This window comes from Rhodobacter sp. Har01 (assembly GCF_020564565.1).
Lineage (GTDB): Bacteria > Pseudomonadota > Alphaproteobacteria > Rhodobacterales > Rhodobacteraceae > Pseudogemmobacter.
In genome coordinates this window covers 520,245-534,922 of record NZ_JAJCTD010000001.1, presented here as the reverse complement: position 1 = coordinate 534,922, position 14,678 = coordinate 520,245, and the positions used below count along the sequence as shown (strand labels likewise).

The window sequence follows — 14,678 nt, the reverse complement described above, 5'->3', positions numbered from 1 at the left end:
GACATGCCGGCCCGGAGATCCGAAATGACCCGATTCCTTGCCCTCGCCGTTCTGCTTGCCGCCACACCCGCCGTAGCGAAATCGCCGCGCGATCAGATGTTTCCGACAGATTCCTCATGTTACCTGCGGCAATACACACTCAGCCATCTGGCCAGCCACCCGGCGCAACGGGTAAGGCAGATCGCCCTGGGGCCCTGGGCGCCAGAGGCCGGCCATCAGCGCTATGTGGCGCTGCGCGTCGCCGTCGGCTTGCGCGGCACGGCCGAACGCTTTCAGGGCGTCGCCTACTGCGAGAATGAGGCCGATCACCTGTTTTGCCAGATGGAAGGCGATGCCGGCAGCTTCGTGCTTGAGCCGCGCCCGAACGGGGCGGTGCGGATGACCCTGACGCGGGCCGGAATCGGGTTTGAGGGGAATCAGGATTTCGTCGAGATATCAGGCACGTCCGGTGACGACCGGGTGTTCCTTCTGCCGCCGGTTGCGGCGGGCGCCTGCCCCTGAGAGCAGGCGCCCCAGACCACCGGATCAGAAGCTGAACGAGACCTTCGCCTTGACCGTGGTCGCGTCGAGGTCCACGCCCGAGCCATCGAAGTCGTCGAACTTGTGACCCAGCACTTCACCGCCGACCGACCAGCGGTCGGTCAGGGCGTAGTCCATCCCTGCACCCAGGAAGTAGCCGTTGTCGGACAGATCGGCCGCGCCAACAGTCGCTTTCGCCCAGGCCATGCCGCCCGTGGCATAGATCAGGGTCCGGCCAAGATCGGCGCCGCCGATCAGTTTGAGGCGCGATACGCTATCCAAACTGCCGGCGCCGCCGCCAAGCTCGATGTCGGCGGTGTCGAAGTCGCCCTCGACCCCCAGCACGGTGTTGCCAAGGTCCCAGCGATAGCCGGCATGGACGCCGCCCAGCATGCCGTCGCCGTCCAGCCCGCCGCCGTTCGAGCCGACGTCGGCAAAGCCCAGCTGCGCGCCGGCATAGAACCCGGACCAGTCAGCCGAAGAGGACATCACCGGGGCCGGCATCGGCGCCACTTCGGGTTCGTATTCGGGGGTCGTCGGTCCGCCGGCGAAGGCGGGCATGGCAAGGACCGAAGCGGCAAGAATTACTGCGATAGTTTTCATGGAGTTCTCCTGTTTTCCTGAGACAACCCCGGACACCCGGCAAGCCGGGAAGCGCGGTGTCGTTCTGAACACCTGGCGTGGAACCCCTCGGAAACAACCGCCGCTCACGCGCGCTTGACCGCCCGTGTGGGCCGCCGGCCAAGGCCTGCCGTGTGCGACCGGCCGAACCGGCGGGGTTCGGCCGGTTCCCGCGCCTCAGGCCCGGTCGGCAAGAAGCAGCCACTCCTCCTCGGCCGCATGCAGGGCGGCCTGGCGCTCGGCCAGCCCTTCTGAGGCCTTGCGGAACTTGACTGGCTCCTGCGTGAACAACTCGGGCTGGGCAAGGAATTCGCTCAGCCTGGCAATCTCGGCCTGCAGACGGTCCATCAGCGCGGGCAATTCCCCGAACCGTTTGCGTTCACTGAAGGTCAGACCAGAAGCTTTTGATCTTGCTTCTGTTTTCGGCTCTTCCTTGCGTCGGGCCGGTGGCATGTGGGGCGCCTGCACCGGGGCCGGGCGTTGCGCGGCATAGTCCGACCACCCGCCCGGATAGGCCGTCGCCCGGCCATCGCCTTCCATCGCCACGGTGACCGTGGCCACCCGGTCGATGAAGTCGCGGTCGTGGCTGACCAGCAGCACGGTGCCGTCAAAGTCTCCCAGCGTTTCCTGAAGCAGATCAAGGGTTTCCACGTCAAGATCGTTGGTCGGCTCGTCCAGGATCAAAAGGTTCGACGGCCGCGCCATGATCTTTGCCAACAGCAGCCGGGCCTTCTCGCCGCCGGACAGAGATTTCACCGGGGCGCGGGCCTGAAGTTCGGTAAACAGTGAGTCTTTCAGATAACCAACGACATGCCGCGGCACGCCGCGCACCATCACCTGGTCCGATGCCCCCGAGACCCCAAGGCCCGGATCGCCGGTCAGGCTTTCCCACAGCGTGGCCTCAGGGTCTAGCGCGGCGCGGGTCTGGTCGAACACCGCAATCTCCAGGTTCGTGCCCAGCTCGACGGTCCCGGAATCCTGTTGAACTTCGCCTGTCAACATCCTGATAAGAGTTGTTTTCCCAACTCCGTTTGGTCCCACGAAGGCAACCCGGTCGCCGCGCAGCACGCGCAGGCTGAAGCCGGTCACGATGGTCCTGTCGCCAAAGGACTTGCTCAGCGCTTTCGCCTCGATCACCCGTTTGCCCGAGGTCGGGCCGCTCTCCAGGGCCAGCGCTACGGTGCCCTGCCGGCGCAGTTGCGCGGCCCGCTCGGCGCGCAGCGACTGCAAGGCGCGGACCCGGCCCATGTTGCGTTTCCGCCGCGCGCTGATGCCTTCGACGGCCCATTTCGCCTCGGCCTTGATCTTGCGGTCCAGCTTGTGGCGGGCCTCGTCCTCTTCGGCCCAGATGGTTTCGCGCCAATCCTCGAAGCCATCGAAGCCAGCGTCGCGGCGGCGCAGCTGGGCGCGGTCGATCCACAGCGTCGCCCGGGTCAGCGCGCGGAGGAAGGCGCGGTCGTGGCTGATCAGCACGAAGGCGGCTTTCGTGGCCGACAGTTCCTCTTCCAGCCATTCGATCGCCTGGATGTCGAGATGGTTCGTCGGCTCGTCCAGCAGCATCAGCTCGGGCGCCTCGGCCAGCAGCTTGGCCAGCGCCGCGCGCCGGCGTTCGCCGCCCGAGGCGGTGGCAACCGGCGTGGCGGGGTCGAACTTCAGCCCTTCGGCGACGACCGCCAGTCGGTAGGACTCGCCCTCCGGCAAGGCAGAGGCGGCGAAATCGCCCAGGGTGGCATAGCCGGAAAGGTCGGGGTCCTGCTCCATGTAGCCCACCGTCACGCCCTGCGGCACGATGCGCTCGCCGCGGTCGGGGTCGGTCAGGCCCGCCATCACCTTCATCAGGGTGGACTTGCCGCTGCCGTTGCGGCCGACCAGCGCCACCCGGTCGCCCGGCTGCAAGACCAGCGAGAGGTCGTCGAAGACCGGGGTGCCGCCAAAGGTCAGCGAGATGGAATTCAGTTGCAGAAGGGGTGCGCGGGCCATGCCGGCGAGGTACGCGCGCAAGCGGCCGACGTCAACGTCCGCTGCGGGGCAGCAGCGACCGCAGCGCGGCAAAATATCCGACCAAAGCTGTCAGGCATTGACCCGCGTGCCCAAGTCATGTTTTACCGACCCGACAAAACCTGACCAAAGGAGTCAACCATGACCCTGCGCCTGACCGCCCTCGCGGCCCTGCTGGCCACTGCCCTGCCCGCCCTGGCGGATGAGATCAACGTCTATTCCCATCGCCAGCCGGAACTGATCCAGCCGCTGGTCGATGCCTTCACGGCTGAGACCGGCATCGCGGTCAACGTCGCCTTCATCGACAAAGGCATGGCCGAGCGTCTGGTGGCCGAGGGCGACCGCTCGCCCGCCGACCTGGTGCTGACCGTCGACATCGCCCGCCTGATGCAGATCGTCGAGGCCGACGTGACCCAACCCGTCACCTCTCCGGTGCTGGATGCCGCCATCCCTGCCACCCTGCGCGACCCGGCCGGCCACTGGTTCGGCCTGACCACCCGCGCCCGCATCGTCTATGCCTCGAAGGACCGCGTGGCGGATGGCGAGGTGACCAGCTACGAAGACCTCGCTGATCCGAAATGGAAAGGCCGCATCTGCACCCGCTCGGGCCTGTCGGACTACAACGTCGCACTGACCGCCGCGATGATCACCCACCACGGCGAAGAGGCCACCCAGACCTGGCTGGAAGGCCTGAAGGCCAACCTCGCGCGCAAACCCGAAGGCGGCGACCGCGACCAGGTCAAGGCCATCGCCGCCGGCGAATGCGATATCGCCATCGGCAACACCTATTACATCGGCCAGATGCTGGCCGACCCCGAACAGGCCCCGGCGGCGGAAACCGTCCGCATCCTGTTCCCGGTGTTCGAAGGCGACGGCACCCATGTGAACATCTCGGGCGTGGCGATGACCAAATCCGCCCCCAACCACGACGCCGCGCTGAAGTTCATGGAATGGCTGGCCAGCGACGAGGCGCAGAAGATCTATGCCGAGACCAACAACGAATACCCCGCGAAACCGGGCGTCGAACGGTCGGCACTGGTCGCCGGCTGGGGCGACTTCACCCAGGATTCCAAATCCCTGGCCGAAATCGCCGGGTTCCGCCCGGCGGCGGTGAAGCTGGTCGAGACGGTCGATTTCGACGGCTGATCCAGGGCCACGCGCCAATCCCGGGGCCGCAGGCTGGACAAGCCGCGGCCCTTCGGCTTTCCTCGCCCCGCACAAGGAAACGCCACATGAAACACCCCCGCAAGATCATCATCGACACCGACCCCGGCCAGGACGACGCCGTGGCGATCCTGCTTGCACTGGCCTCGCCCGAACTGCAGGTGCTGGGCCTCACCGCCGTTGCCGGCAACGTGCCGCTGGCGCTGACCCAAATCAACGCCCGCAAGGTCTGCGAACTGGCCGGCCGGACCGAGATCCCCGTCTTCGCCGGCTGCGACGCGCCCCTGCGCCGCAAGCTGGTCACCGCCGAATACGTCCACGGCAAGACCGGCCTCGACGGCATCCCCCTGCCCGACCCGACGATGCCCCTGCAACCCGCCCACGCCGTCGATGTCCTGATCGACACCCTGCGCCGCGAACCCCCCGGCAGCGTCACCCTCTGCCCGCTTGGCCCCCTCACCAACATCGCCACCGCCTTCACCCGCGCCCCCGACATCGTCCCTCGCGTGGCCGAGATCGTCCTGATGGGCGGCGGCTGTTTCGAGGGCGGCAATGTCACCCCCGCGGCCGAGTTCAACATCTACGTCGACCCCGAAGCCGCCGACATCGTGTTCCGCTCCGGCGTGCCGCTGGTGGTGATGCCTTTGGACGTCACCCACAAGGCCCTGACCTCGCGCGACTGGGTGGAAGGGATGCGCAGCCTCGGCACCCCCGTCGGCCAGGCCGTCGCCTCCTGGACCGATTTCTTCGAACGTTTCGACACCGCCAAATACGGCAGCCAGGGCGCGCCGCTGCACGACCCCACCGTGATCGCCTACCTCCTCGACCCCGCCCTCTTCACCGGCCGCCACATCAACGTGGAAATCGAGACGGGCTCCGAACTCACCCTCGGCATGACCGTCGCCGACTGGTGGCGGGTGACGGACCGCACCCCGAACGCGCTGTTCATGGGAGGCGTGGACCGGGAGGGGTTTTATAGGCTGCTGACGGAGCGGTTGGGGAGGTTGTGAGGGGGCAGCGGACGCAATTTGCTTGAATCACGCGGATTCGGCGAGCCCCTCTCGCTCAAGAACGCGCCTAACCTCTTCAAAGCAAGCGCCGATGTTTCCAGTTGGAAACCGAATTTGCCCCAAACCCTGTATGTTGCTAAACTCCGTGCAACCGCTTTCAAGCAGGACAATCGCTCTTGTAAAGCCCAATCTTCCTTGGAAAAGGCCAACTTCGTGTATCACGTTCATCCGCGCTTGCATCGCGCCTTCGGCTGTTTCATCTTCCGCTGTCATTATTACGAAGGCGATGGCCGCTGCATCCAGCATCTCTGATAGACGCGTTTGGTTGGTTACACCAGCGACTGGAACTCTGTTGAATTCATCCCATGGCAGATGAAGGCGATCCTGCACAAAGTCCTTAAGCTCTCTCCATAAAGGAGAGCGACCATGCCCTATAAAGACATTTGTGCCAATGCGAGCCTGACGCACTTCGTTCTTCTGTGTGCGTTCCATGTGAGAGCCTGCTTTCCAAGCGATCTTTGCAGCTGAAGCACAAATTCCGAAGCTATGTCGAATTGAGGCAACTTCCGCTAGGATTACTTTGTGAGGAGGCACCCTGGTTCCCTGCCCAAAGGTGACTGTGTCTCTGGTCATAATCGTACCTGTTGGCGCCCAAGATTGAACGACATCCCCGGCCGTCATTGGTTCAATCTTCTCTAGTTCACCGCGAAGCTTGCTCAGGAATTGATCTGTGCCTCGCGTATCGGCAGAAGCAAGAATAGATTCTATCTCTGATTTTGCATCCTTAAAGCTATCAATTGCAGACTGTGACGCAGCAAGAATTTCCGCCATATCTGGTTTTCCAGCTTTCTTTCGCAGTTCAGAAGCCAGCTTTATTGGGTCCTGTTCCTCCCAATCTCCTTTGCTGCCAAGGCTGCCGAAAGTGTGCAATAGCCCCCACTCTTGGCTGAAGTGTGCCCCCGGAGGCGGGGGCTGAAGGCCCTTGTAGTACACGTTAGCGTGATAACCCTGCCATGAGCCCGAGAAGGCTCGTCCTGCTTCCGTAGCGGCTTTTTCAAGTTTCTCTAAGGCTGGCTCGGCATTTTTCAGAGCTTCATCTGTTGCAGCGCCTTCTAAACGTTCAGCAATTGAAAATAGCTCCTCGTGCAACTTCATAGAAACCTGGACCCTCCGGTTAAATTCTGACCACCTGGACAAGAAAACTGCAGACGTCGCCTAGAGTATTGTCCATTTCATATGCTCCTACCATTGAAAGGCCCGTCTCAATACGTAAACTATTCAATCGCTAGCACAGTGACAACTGCCGCCGGCAACCACGACGTTCTGCTCCCCGCCGGGAACTCCAGCCACTCCGCCTGTGCCAGATACCACGCCCGCGCGGCCTCGTCCTTCGCCTGCACCAGGACCACCGCGATGCCGATGCGCTGTGCGGCCCGCGTCATCGTAGGATGTGCATTCATTGCGCACCTTCACCGCCAACCGCCTGCGGGACCTCGGCCAAGCAAGCCCAACCGACGCCTAAAGCAAGGTGCGCAATGAATGCACACCCTCCATTAGCCACCCCCTTAACAAACCCCCCCAAAACCCACGCCCAACTCTTTGCTTCCAAATCATAATCCGAAAATGTCCACCGTGGACAGACGGAGTCCCTTGCGGCCCCCACCTCTCCCCAGCGGCAGCACCACCGGGAACCGGCTCCCCTCGCCCTTCGAGTCAGCCCCAACCACCCCCAAACCTTAACAAATCCCTAAAACGCTCTCGTAACCCCTTGAATTCCTTTCGGCCGGAAGGTGTCCCATCATGGGACACCCCATCCTCACCCCTCCGGCAGGATCACGATGAAGGTGGACCCCTCCCCCTTCACGCTCTCGATCCGAAGCCAGCCCCGGTGCCGGGCCACGATATGCTTGACGATGGCCAGCCCCAGCCCCGTCCCGCCCTTTTCCCGGCTGCGGTGGCTGTCGACCCGGTAGAACCGCTCGGTCAGGCGCGGCAGGTGGACCGGGTCGATCCCCTCGCCCCGGTCGGCCACCTCGACCCGAACCGCCGGCCCCCGCAGGCTGGCCTCGCGGCGGACCGTGACCCGCACCGCCTGCCCCGCCGCCCCGTATTTCAGCCCGTTCTCGATCAGGTTCGAGAACACCTGCACCAGCTGGTCATGGTCCCCCGGAACCGTCACCCGCCCCTCCGGCGCCTCGATCCGCACCTCGGACCCCAGCCCCTCGGCCACCGGCCGCAAGGTCGCGCGGACCGAGGCCAGGACCCCCAGCAGGTCCACCGGCTCGCGCGGGCGCACCCGTTCCTCGGCCTCGACCCGGCTCAGCTGCAACAGGTCGCGCACCAGCCGGTTCATCCGCCCCGCCTCGCGCGCCATGGTGGCCAGGAACCGCTCGCGCGCCGCCGGGTCTTCGCGCGCCGGGCCTTGCAGCGTCTCAATGAACCCCAGCAGTGCCGTCAGCGGTGTGCGCAGCTCGTGGCTGACGTTGGCCACGAAGTCGCGCCGCATCGCCTCGGCCACCTCTTCCGCGCTGGTGTCGCGAAAGGTCACCAGCACCTGCCGCCCTTCGCCTTCGCCCAGGCCTGCCAGCGTGACCGCAAAGACATGCTCGGCCCCGTCGCGCCCCAGCCGCAACCGCAGGTCCCGCGCCGGCGCCCCTGCCATCACCTCGGCCACCCCCGCCAGCAGGTCGGCCGCCCGGATTGCCAGGGCCAGCGGACGCCCGACCGACCCCGCCGTCAGCAGCGCCAGCGCCGCGGCATTGGCGGCGACCAGCCGGTCCCTGCGGTCCACCGCCAGGGCAGGCAAAGGCAGGGCCTCCAGGATTTCGGCAAGCTCGGGCATGGCTTCCCCTAGCGCGGCCAGGGTCCGCAGGGCAAGCCCCGGCTCAGACGCCGGGGGTGTCGCGCCGGGCGATCCAGTCGTGGTCGGGGTCATTCTGGAACCGCCATTTCCGCAATGGTCCGGCCATGACGTTCAGGTAATACATCTCGTAGCCGTAGGGAGCACCGCAAGGATGATGCCCCTTCGGCACCAGCACCACGTCATGGCATTTCACCGCCAGGCACTCGTCCAGCGCGCCGTCCTCGGTATAGACCCGCTGCATCCCGAACCCCTGGGGCGGGTTCAGCCGATGATAATAGGTCTCTTCCAGATAGGTCATGTGCGGGAAATCGTCCTTGTCATGGCGATGCGACGGATAACTTGACCAGTTTCCCGCCGGCGTGAAGACCTCGGTCACCAAGAGGCTGTCGGCCACGTCCAGAGCCTCCATCGCGATGTTGTTGACGAAGCGGGTGTTGGCCCCCGTCCCCCGCTGGGTCAGGGCAATCCCTTCCGGCCCCAACCGCCGCGCCGGATGCCTGCCCCTGCCGGGCGCTGAACAGACCGCCAGCGTGCAAGGCGTGGTCGCCTCCGCCCGCCATGCCACCCCGTTCGGCAGATACAGACAATGTGGCGGCGTCTTGTCGAAGACATCCATCCGCGCGCCCAGAACCCCCCAGTCCTGCCCCGCCCCGGTCACCCGCGCCTTGCCCTCGACCAGCACCAGGATCATCTCGCGATCTCCGGTCGCCTCCTCCGCCACGTCCCCCGGCGCCAGCCGATACAGCGAAAAGCCCACATAGCCCCAGCCGGCGCCTTCGGGGGTGATGTCATGCACCCTACCCCGCACGCCCGAAGGTTTCCGCAGCAAATCGGCCATGGCCTTCCTCTCTGCCCAAGTATCCCGGGGGTCCGGGGGCAGCGCCCCCGGCCGTTTCCGTCAAGTCAATCCGGCCTCGTGCGCCAGCCGCCTCAGCGTCGCCAGCCCCAGGGTCTGATACAACAGGGGATTGCGCAGCCTGGGGTCCTGCTCAGCCTCGATCACGATCCAGCCGTCATAGCCCGCGCCCTTGAGGATCTTCAGCAAGGGCGCAAAGTCCACGCCGCCCTCCTGGTCGCCTGGCACGGTGAAGGCCCCCGCCAGCACGCCCTGCAGAAACGACAGCCCCTCCTTGCGCACCCGCGCCGTCACCGCCGGTCGGGTGTTCTTGGCGTGGAAGTGCCGCACCCGGCCGACGTGCTTTTCCAGCACCGCCACCGGATCGCCGCCGCCGAACGCACAATGGCCGGCGTCGAACAGCAGATGCGTCGCCGGCCCGGTTGCCGCCATCAGCGCGTCGATCTCTTCGGGGCTTTCGACAATGGTGCCCATGTGGTGATGGTAGACCAGCGTCACGCCCTGCCCGGCCAGATACGCCGCAAAGGACTCAAGCTTCGCACCGAAGGCCGCCATCTCCTCGGCCGACAGCACCGGCCGCAGATTCACCGGGCGCGTCGGGTTGCCGTGGATGGCGTTCGAAGTCTCGCAGACAATCATCACCTGGCAGCCGTTGTGCTTCAGCTTGGCCAGATGCGCCTGGCAGGCCGCGATCTCGTCTTCGACCGAGCGCACCAGCAGTTTCGTCGAATACCAGCCCGAGATGAACTTCAGCCCGTAACCCACCAGAAGGGCGCGCAATTCCTCGGGGTCGTCTGGCCAGCGGTGGCCGTTCTCGATGCCGTCGAACCCGATCTGCCGCCCGGCCTCATCCAGGATGCGCGCGGTCGGGATGTCGGCGCCGATGGTCTGGTCGTCGTCGTTGGCCCAGGCGATGGGGTTGGTTCCGAACAGGATCATCTTCGCTTCCCTCAGTTCACCAGCCGTTGCCGGGCGGTGTGGCTTTCATAGTCCTTGCGCGCCTCGCGCACCTGCTCGCGCCCCGAGACCTCGGGCACTGCCACGTCCCACCAGGCGCCGCCCGCGCCCGTTCCCGGGCCGGCGTCGGTGTCGATCACGATCACGGTCGGCACGGTGGCGCCCTTCGCGGCCTGCATCGCCGCCTCAAGCTCGGCAATCCCGCCGGCCTTGACGACATTCGCTCCCAGGCTGCGGGCATGGCCGGCAAAGTCGATGGCCGAGGGGTTCACATGGTGGCTGTCGTCCAGCATGTTGTTGAACGGCGCGCCCCCGGTGGCCTGCTGCAACCGGTTGATGCAGCCATAGCCGCGGTTGTCGGTCAGGACCACGGTGAAGGGAATGGCCATCATCACCGCGGTTGCCAGTTCGGAGTTGGCCATCAGGTAGCTGCCGTCACCGACCATGCAGATCACGTCGCGGTCCGGCGCGGCCATCTTGATGCCCAGGGCGCCGGCCACCTCGTATCCCATGCAGGAATAGCCGTATTCCATGTGATAGCCGCCCGGCGCCGCGCGCCACAGAACTTGCAAGGCCCCCGGCATGGTGCCCGCCGCGCACATCACCAGGCTGGTCTTGCCGGCGTTGCGCTGGACCGCGCCGATCACCTGCGCGTCGGTCGGCAACGCGTTGCCCTTCGGCGCCGCAAACAGCGCATCCGTGGTGCGATACCACTGCTCGCGGGCGGTGAAATCGGGCGAGGCGAAGCGGTGCCCCCCCAGTGCCCCCCCGATCCTCTCCAGCGCGATTTTCGCATCGCAGACAAGCGCCTGCGCGCCTTTCTTCGCAGCGTCGTAGCCGTGGATGTTGATCGACAACAGCTTGCGGCCGGGGGCCGAGAACACCGTCCACGACCCGGTGGTAAAGTCCTGGAACCGCGTGCCGACGCCGATCACCAGGTCCGCCTTGGCCGCCAGCCTGTTGCCGCAGCCGGTGCCGGTCACCCCCGGCGCGCCGAAGTTCAGCGGCTCCTCCCAGTCGACCGCGCCCTTGCCGGCCTGGGTTTCCACGACAGGCATGTTGTGCGCCTTGGCGAAGTCGATCAGCGTCTGTTCCGCCCCGGAATAGACCACCCCGCCCCCCGCCACGATCAGCGGGTGCTTCGCCGCCTTGATCGCCGCAACCGCTGCCGCCAACTCGCGCGCGTCCGGTTCGGGCCGGCGGATGTGCCAAACCCGGGGGGCAAAGAACTCCACAGGGTAATCATAGGCTTCCGCCTGGGTGTCCTGGCAGAAGGCCAGGCAGACCGGCCCGCAATTCGCCGGGTCCGTCATCACCCGGAACGCGCGGGGCAGCGCGGTCAGCAGGTGTTCGGGCCGGGAAATCCGGTCGAAGTAGCGCACCACCGGGCGAAAGCAGTCGTTTGCCGAAACGGTCGCGTCGTCGAAATCCTCGATCTGCTGCAGCACCGGGTCGGGCGCGCGGCTGGCGAAGACGTCGCCGGGAATGAACAGCACCGGAAGCCGGTTCACATGCGCCAGCGCCGCCGCCGTCACCATGTTGGTCGCCCCCGGCCCGATCGAGGAGGTCACCGCCATCGCCTTGCGCCGCTTCATCGTCTTGGCATAGGCGATGGCCGCATGCGCCATGGTCTGTTCGTTGTGGCCGCGCCAGGTGGGCAAGACGTCCCGGTGGGCATGCAAGGCCTCGCCGATGCCAGCCACGTTGCCATGGCCGAAAATCGCCCAGACCCCCTCGATGAAGCGCCCGCCGTCCTCAGCCTGTTGCACCGAAAGCCAGCGCATCATCGCCTGGGCGGCGGTCAAACGGATCGTCTTCATGCCGCACTCTCCTTCTTGGCCCGCGCCTCGTCCCAGACCCGGCACAGCCGCGCGTATGTCCCGGCCATTTCGGCCACCGCCTGTTCGTCGCTCATCGCACCCGTCATCCAGGCCCGCGCCGCTTGGCCAAAGATCGTCCGGCCGATGGCGAAGCCCTTCACCAGATCGTGCCGCGCCGCCAGCGTCAGCGATTCCCTCAAGGCATCTTCGCCGGCATCCAGCCCCAGCACCACCACGCCGCGCACATGGCTGTCGTTCTCTATGATCGCCGCGCAGGCCTTTCGCCAGGCCGCCTCGGTCGCAAAGGGCTCCAGCTTCCACCAGTCGGGGAAGACGCCCAAGGCATAGAACCGCCGGATCAGCGCCGGGGTGGTGTCCTCGGTCACCGGACCAACCTTGGAGGGGATCAGTTCCAGCAGCATTTCCAGCCGGTTGCGGCGGCAGGCGTGGAACAGGCGGACGACCGTCGCCTCCTGCTCCGCCCGCATCGCCGCGTCGTCGTCGTCGGGGTGGCAGAAGCACAGCACCTTGACAACATGGCCCAGCGGCCATTCCTGCAGGCCGCCGAAATCGGGGCCCAACTCCGGCTCCAGCGTCAGCGGCCGCGACCCCGGCCATTCCACCGGCCGGCCGATCCACAGCCCCGTGCCGGCGGCGGCCCACAGCGCCTCGCGGCCCAGGCGGCTGTCGCAAAGGATGCCATAGCCGGGCTTCCCGTCCTGAACCATGATCGCAGCTTTCAGGCACAGACCCTTGAACGTGCTTATCTTTTCCGGCGTGGAACCCTCCATCGCCTCAAGCTGCATCCGGTGGTCGAAGGCGAAGACCCGCATGGTGGACCAGTCGCCGTGCCGGTTGGTCGCCCAATGCACCTGCTCCAGCGCCGCGTCCTTGCGCAGGGCGCGTTCCTTCACGCCGCGGGCCAGGAAGAACTGCAGTTCGTCCCAGCTGGGATAGGCAGGGGTGCAGCCGTGGCGCGACACCGCAAAGGCCCCGCAGGCATTGGCGTACTTCAGCGCCACCGGCCAGGCTTCGCCGTCCAGCCAGCCCTTCAGCAGGCCGGACATAAAACCGTCGCCGGCGCCCAGCACATTGAACACCTCGATCGGAAAGCCGGGGCCGCTCAGCCCCTCGTCCAACGTGTCGGGGATCGCCCCGGTGAAGGCCACCGCCCCCATCGGGCCGCGCTTGCACACCAGCGTCGCCCCCGAAACCGCCCGCACCGCCCGCAAGGCCGCGATGGTGTCGGTCGTGCCGCCGGCGATGTGGAACTCCTCTTCCGTGCCGACGATCAGGTCGAACAGCGCCAGCGTTGCCTGCAATCTGGCCGTCACCTCAGCGCTTTCGATGAACCGGCTTTCGCCCGCGCCATGCCCGGCCAGCCCCCAGAGGTTGGGCCGGTAATCGATGTCCAGCGCCGTCCGGGCACCGTGCTTGCGGGCCAGCGTCAGCGCCTTCAGCACGGCCGCCTCGGTCCGCGGGTGGGAAAGGTGGGTGCCGGTCGCCACCACCGCGCGGGCCTCGGCGATGAAGCCTTCGTCGATGTCGTCCTCGCACAGCGCCATGTCGGCGCAGTTCTCGCGGTAGAAGATCAGCGGGAACTGCTTGTCATCGCGGATGCCCAGCAGCACCAGCGCGGTCAGCCGCTCGGGGTCGGTCCTGACTCCGCGCACGTCCACCCCTTCGCGCGCCAGTTCCTCGCGGATGAAGCGGCCCATGTGCTCATCCCCGACGCGGGTGATCAGCGCCGACTTCAGCCCCAGCCGGGCGGTGCCGGCCGCCATGTTGCAGGGGCTGCCGCCGATGTATTTCTGGAACGACCCCATGTCCTCCAGCCGCCCGCCGACCTGCGCGCCGTAAAGGTCGACCGAGGACCGGCCGATGGTGATGACATCGAGCGTCTTCATGCTTGGCCCTCCCCGGCCCCGGTCACGCCAGACCCGGACCCATGGAACAAATATTCCATTCCCGCCCGCAAGGAAAGCGGAAATCAGCCCTCGCGCGCCGATCCCACCGCGACGGCCAGGGTCAGCGCCAGCGCCAGCGTGGCCGAAAGCGACCGGAAGGCGCCGAAGTCCACCTCGGTCACCCGCAGCACCGCCGCCGCCCCGCGCGCCAGCGGGCTGGCCGGCAAGTCGGTCAGCGCTACCACCGGAACGCCGCGCGCCCGCGCCTCGTCGGCCAGCGCCAGCGTCTCGGCCGAATAGGGCGCGAAGGTGATGGCCAGCAGCGCATCGTCCGCTTGCAGGGCGTGGCGGTGGTCCAGGTGCCCCACGCCATCATGCAGCAGCGCCGGCACCTGCATCTTGTCGAACACATAGGCCAGGTAGCTGGCCACCGGAAAGGCCCGCCGCAAGCCCACGACATGCACCATCCCGGCCCCGGCCAGCACGCCGACGGCCGCATCCAGCGCCGGTTCGTCCAGGGATTTCGCCAGCGATTCCAGCGACAAGCGCCCCGCCTCGACGAAATCGGCCAGCAGCGCCGCGGGCCGCCCCGCCCCGCCTTCTTTGAGGTTGCGCAGCCGGGTGGAATAGTCCGGCCATCCGGGGCTGTAGGCCTCGCGGAACAGCCGCTGCATTTCGCTGAACCCCGAAAACCCCAGCATCTGGCAGAACCGCATCAGCGCCGAGGGCGGCACGTCGGCCCCCGCCGCCAGTTCCGCCACCGTCGAGACGGCAATCCGGTCGGTGTTGGCGGCAACGAATTCGGCGCATTGGCGCAGCCGCTTCGGCAGACCGCCGGACAGCGCCGCCAGACGGTCGCGGAACTCCTCGACCGAGGCAGGGGGGACAAGGGGGGCGGGCTGGTCCATCGGGCCTCACGCGGACAGGAACGCCGCCAGCCTAGCACCAATGGAACAAATATTC

General features: G+C 66.4%; 13 protein-coding genes. 3 read left to right on the top strand and 10 right to left on the bottom strand.

The annotated features are described in order from the left end of the window. Window positions 1-24: 24 nt before the first annotated feature. On the top strand, window positions 25-501 hold the full coding sequence (locus LHP98_RS02570) for a hypothetical protein (protein WP_227250923.1): 477 nt from the start codon (window positions 25-27) through the stop codon (window positions 499-501). 24 nt (window positions 502-525) lie between these two features. On the opposite strand, the gene LHP98_RS02565 is transcribed toward LHP98_RS02570, so the two are convergent. Together LHP98_RS02565 and LHP98_RS02560 are read right to left on the bottom strand one after the other, a co-directional pair. Next, a complete protein-coding gene (locus LHP98_RS02565; RefSeq protein ID WP_227250922.1) occupies window positions 526-1,122 on the bottom strand; it encodes an outer membrane protein in 597 nt (198 codons plus the stop codon). Between the two features lie 195 nt (window positions 1,123-1,317). Continuing rightward, entirely contained in the window at window positions 1,318-3,120 is a 1,803-nt protein-coding gene (locus tag LHP98_RS02560; RefSeq protein ID WP_227251536.1) for an ABC-F family ATP-binding cassette domain-containing protein, read from the bottom strand. A gap of 159 nt (window positions 3,121-3,279) precedes the next feature. Here LHP98_RS02560 and LHP98_RS02555 point away from each other — a divergent pair, with 159 nt between their 5' ends. Continuing rightward, window positions 3,280-4,284 carry a Fe(3+) ABC transporter substrate-binding protein gene (locus tag LHP98_RS02555; protein ID WP_227250921.1) on the top strand — a complete coding sequence of 335 codons (1,005 nt, stop codon included), beginning with the start codon at window positions 3,280-3,282 and terminating at the stop codon, window positions 4,282-4,284. Between the two features lie 86 nt (window positions 4,285-4,370). Continuing rightward, window positions 4,371-5,312 (top strand): nucleoside hydrolase, encoded by a 942-nt coding sequence (locus tag LHP98_RS02550; protein WP_227250920.1) that lies wholly within the window; start codon window positions 4,371-4,373, stop codon window positions 5,310-5,312. 27 nt (window positions 5,313-5,339) lie between these two features. Here LHP98_RS02550 and LHP98_RS02545 read toward each other — a convergent pair whose 3' ends face one another. The 8 genes from LHP98_RS02545 to LHP98_RS02510 all read right to left on the bottom strand — a co-directional run bounded on the left by LHP98_RS02545 (window position 5,340) and on the right by LHP98_RS02510 (window position 14,623). Further along, window positions 5,340-6,467, bottom strand: coding sequence for a TIR domain-containing protein (locus tag LHP98_RS02545; protein ID WP_227250919.1), 1,128 nt, complete (start codon window positions 6,465-6,467; stop codon window positions 5,340-5,342). 119 nt (window positions 6,468-6,586) lie between these two features. Beyond that, on the bottom strand, window positions 6,587-6,772 hold the full coding sequence (locus LHP98_RS02540; RefSeq protein ID WP_227250918.1) for a hypothetical protein: 186 nt from the start codon (window positions 6,770-6,772) through the stop codon (window positions 6,587-6,589). A gap of 356 nt (window positions 6,773-7,128) precedes the next feature. Further along, window positions 7,129-8,154, bottom strand: coding sequence for a sensor histidine kinase (locus LHP98_RS02535; protein ID WP_227250917.1), 1,026 nt, complete (start codon window positions 8,152-8,154; stop codon window positions 7,129-7,131). Between the two features lie 43 nt (window positions 8,155-8,197). Further along, complete coding sequence (iolB, locus tag LHP98_RS02530) at window positions 8,198-9,013, bottom strand: 5-deoxy-glucuronate isomerase (RefSeq protein ID WP_227250916.1); 816 nt, start codon at window positions 9,011-9,013, stop codon at window positions 8,198-8,200. Window positions 9,014-9,073: 60 nt separating this feature from the next. Beyond that, window positions 9,074-9,970: a myo-inosose-2 dehydratase gene (gene iolE, locus LHP98_RS02525; protein WP_227250915.1), complete on the bottom strand. Its 897-nt coding sequence runs from the start codon at window positions 9,968-9,970 to the stop codon at window positions 9,074-9,076. Window positions 9,971-9,981: 11 nt separating this feature from the next. Further along, window positions 9,982-11,808, bottom strand: a complete 1,827-nt coding sequence (iolD, locus tag LHP98_RS02520; RefSeq protein WP_227250914.1) for a 3D-(3,5/4)-trihydroxycyclohexane-1,2-dione acylhydrolase (decyclizing) — start codon at window positions 11,806-11,808, stop codon at window positions 9,982-9,984. Then, window positions 11,805-13,715 carry a bifunctional 5-dehydro-2-deoxygluconokinase/5-dehydro-2-deoxyphosphogluconate aldolase gene (locus LHP98_RS02515; protein WP_227250913.1) on the bottom strand — a complete coding sequence of 637 codons (1,911 nt, stop codon included), beginning with the start codon at window positions 13,713-13,715 and terminating at the stop codon, window positions 11,805-11,807. Before LHP98_RS02515 ends, iolD begins: the two co-directional genes overlap by 4 nt. An 83-nt stretch (window positions 13,716-13,798) precedes the next feature. Then, on the bottom strand, window positions 13,799-14,623 hold the full coding sequence (locus tag LHP98_RS02510; protein ID WP_227250912.1) for a MurR/RpiR family transcriptional regulator: 825 nt from the start codon (window positions 14,621-14,623) through the stop codon (window positions 13,799-13,801). Window positions 14,624-14,678: the final 55 nt, after the last annotated feature.

Bases quoted from the DNA above. Each gene is read 5' to 3' on its own strand.
- LHP98_RS02570 (WP_227250923.1), top strand. From the start codon at position 25: ATGACCCGATTCCTTGCCCTCGCCGTTCTGCTTGCCGCCACACCCGCC.
- LHP98_RS02565 (WP_227250922.1), bottom strand. From the start codon at position 1,122: ATGAAAACTATCGCAGTAATTCTTGCCGCTTCGGTCCTTGCCATGCCC.
- LHP98_RS02560 (WP_227251536.1), bottom strand. From the start codon at position 3,120: ATGGCCCGCGCACCCCTTCTGCAACTGAATTCCATCTCGCTGACCTTT.
- LHP98_RS02555 (WP_227250921.1), top strand. From the start codon at position 3,280: ATGACCCTGCGCCTGACCGCCCTCGCGGCCCTGCTGGCCACTGCCCTG.
- LHP98_RS02550 (WP_227250920.1), top strand. From the start codon at position 4,371: ATGAAACACCCCCGCAAGATCATCATCGACACCGACCCCGGCCAGGAC.
- LHP98_RS02545 (WP_227250919.1), bottom strand. From the start codon at position 6,467: ATGAAGTTGCACGAGGAGCTATTTTCAATTGCTGAACGTTTAGAAGGC.
- LHP98_RS02540 (WP_227250918.1), bottom strand. From the start codon at position 6,772: ATGAATGCACATCCTACGATGACGCGGGCCGCACAGCGCATCGGCATC.
- LHP98_RS02535 (WP_227250917.1), bottom strand. From the start codon at position 8,154: ATGCCCGAGCTTGCCGAAATCCTGGAGGCCCTGCCTTTGCCTGCCCTG.
- iolB (WP_227250916.1), bottom strand. From the start codon at position 9,013: ATGGCCGATTTGCTGCGGAAACCTTCGGGCGTGCGGGGTAGGGTGCAT.
- iolE (WP_227250915.1), bottom strand. From the start codon at position 9,970: ATGATCCTGTTCGGAACCAACCCCATCGCCTGGGCCAACGACGACGAC.
- iolD (WP_227250914.1), bottom strand. From the start codon at position 11,808: ATGAAGACGATCCGTTTGACCGCCGCCCAGGCGATGATGCGCTGGCTT.
- LHP98_RS02515 (WP_227250913.1), bottom strand. From the start codon at position 13,715: ATGAAGACGCTCGATGTCATCACCATCGGCCGGTCCTCGGTCGACCTT.
- LHP98_RS02510 (WP_227250912.1), bottom strand. From the start codon at position 14,623: ATGGACCAGCCCGCCCCCCTTGTCCCCCCTGCCTCGGTCGAGGAGTTC.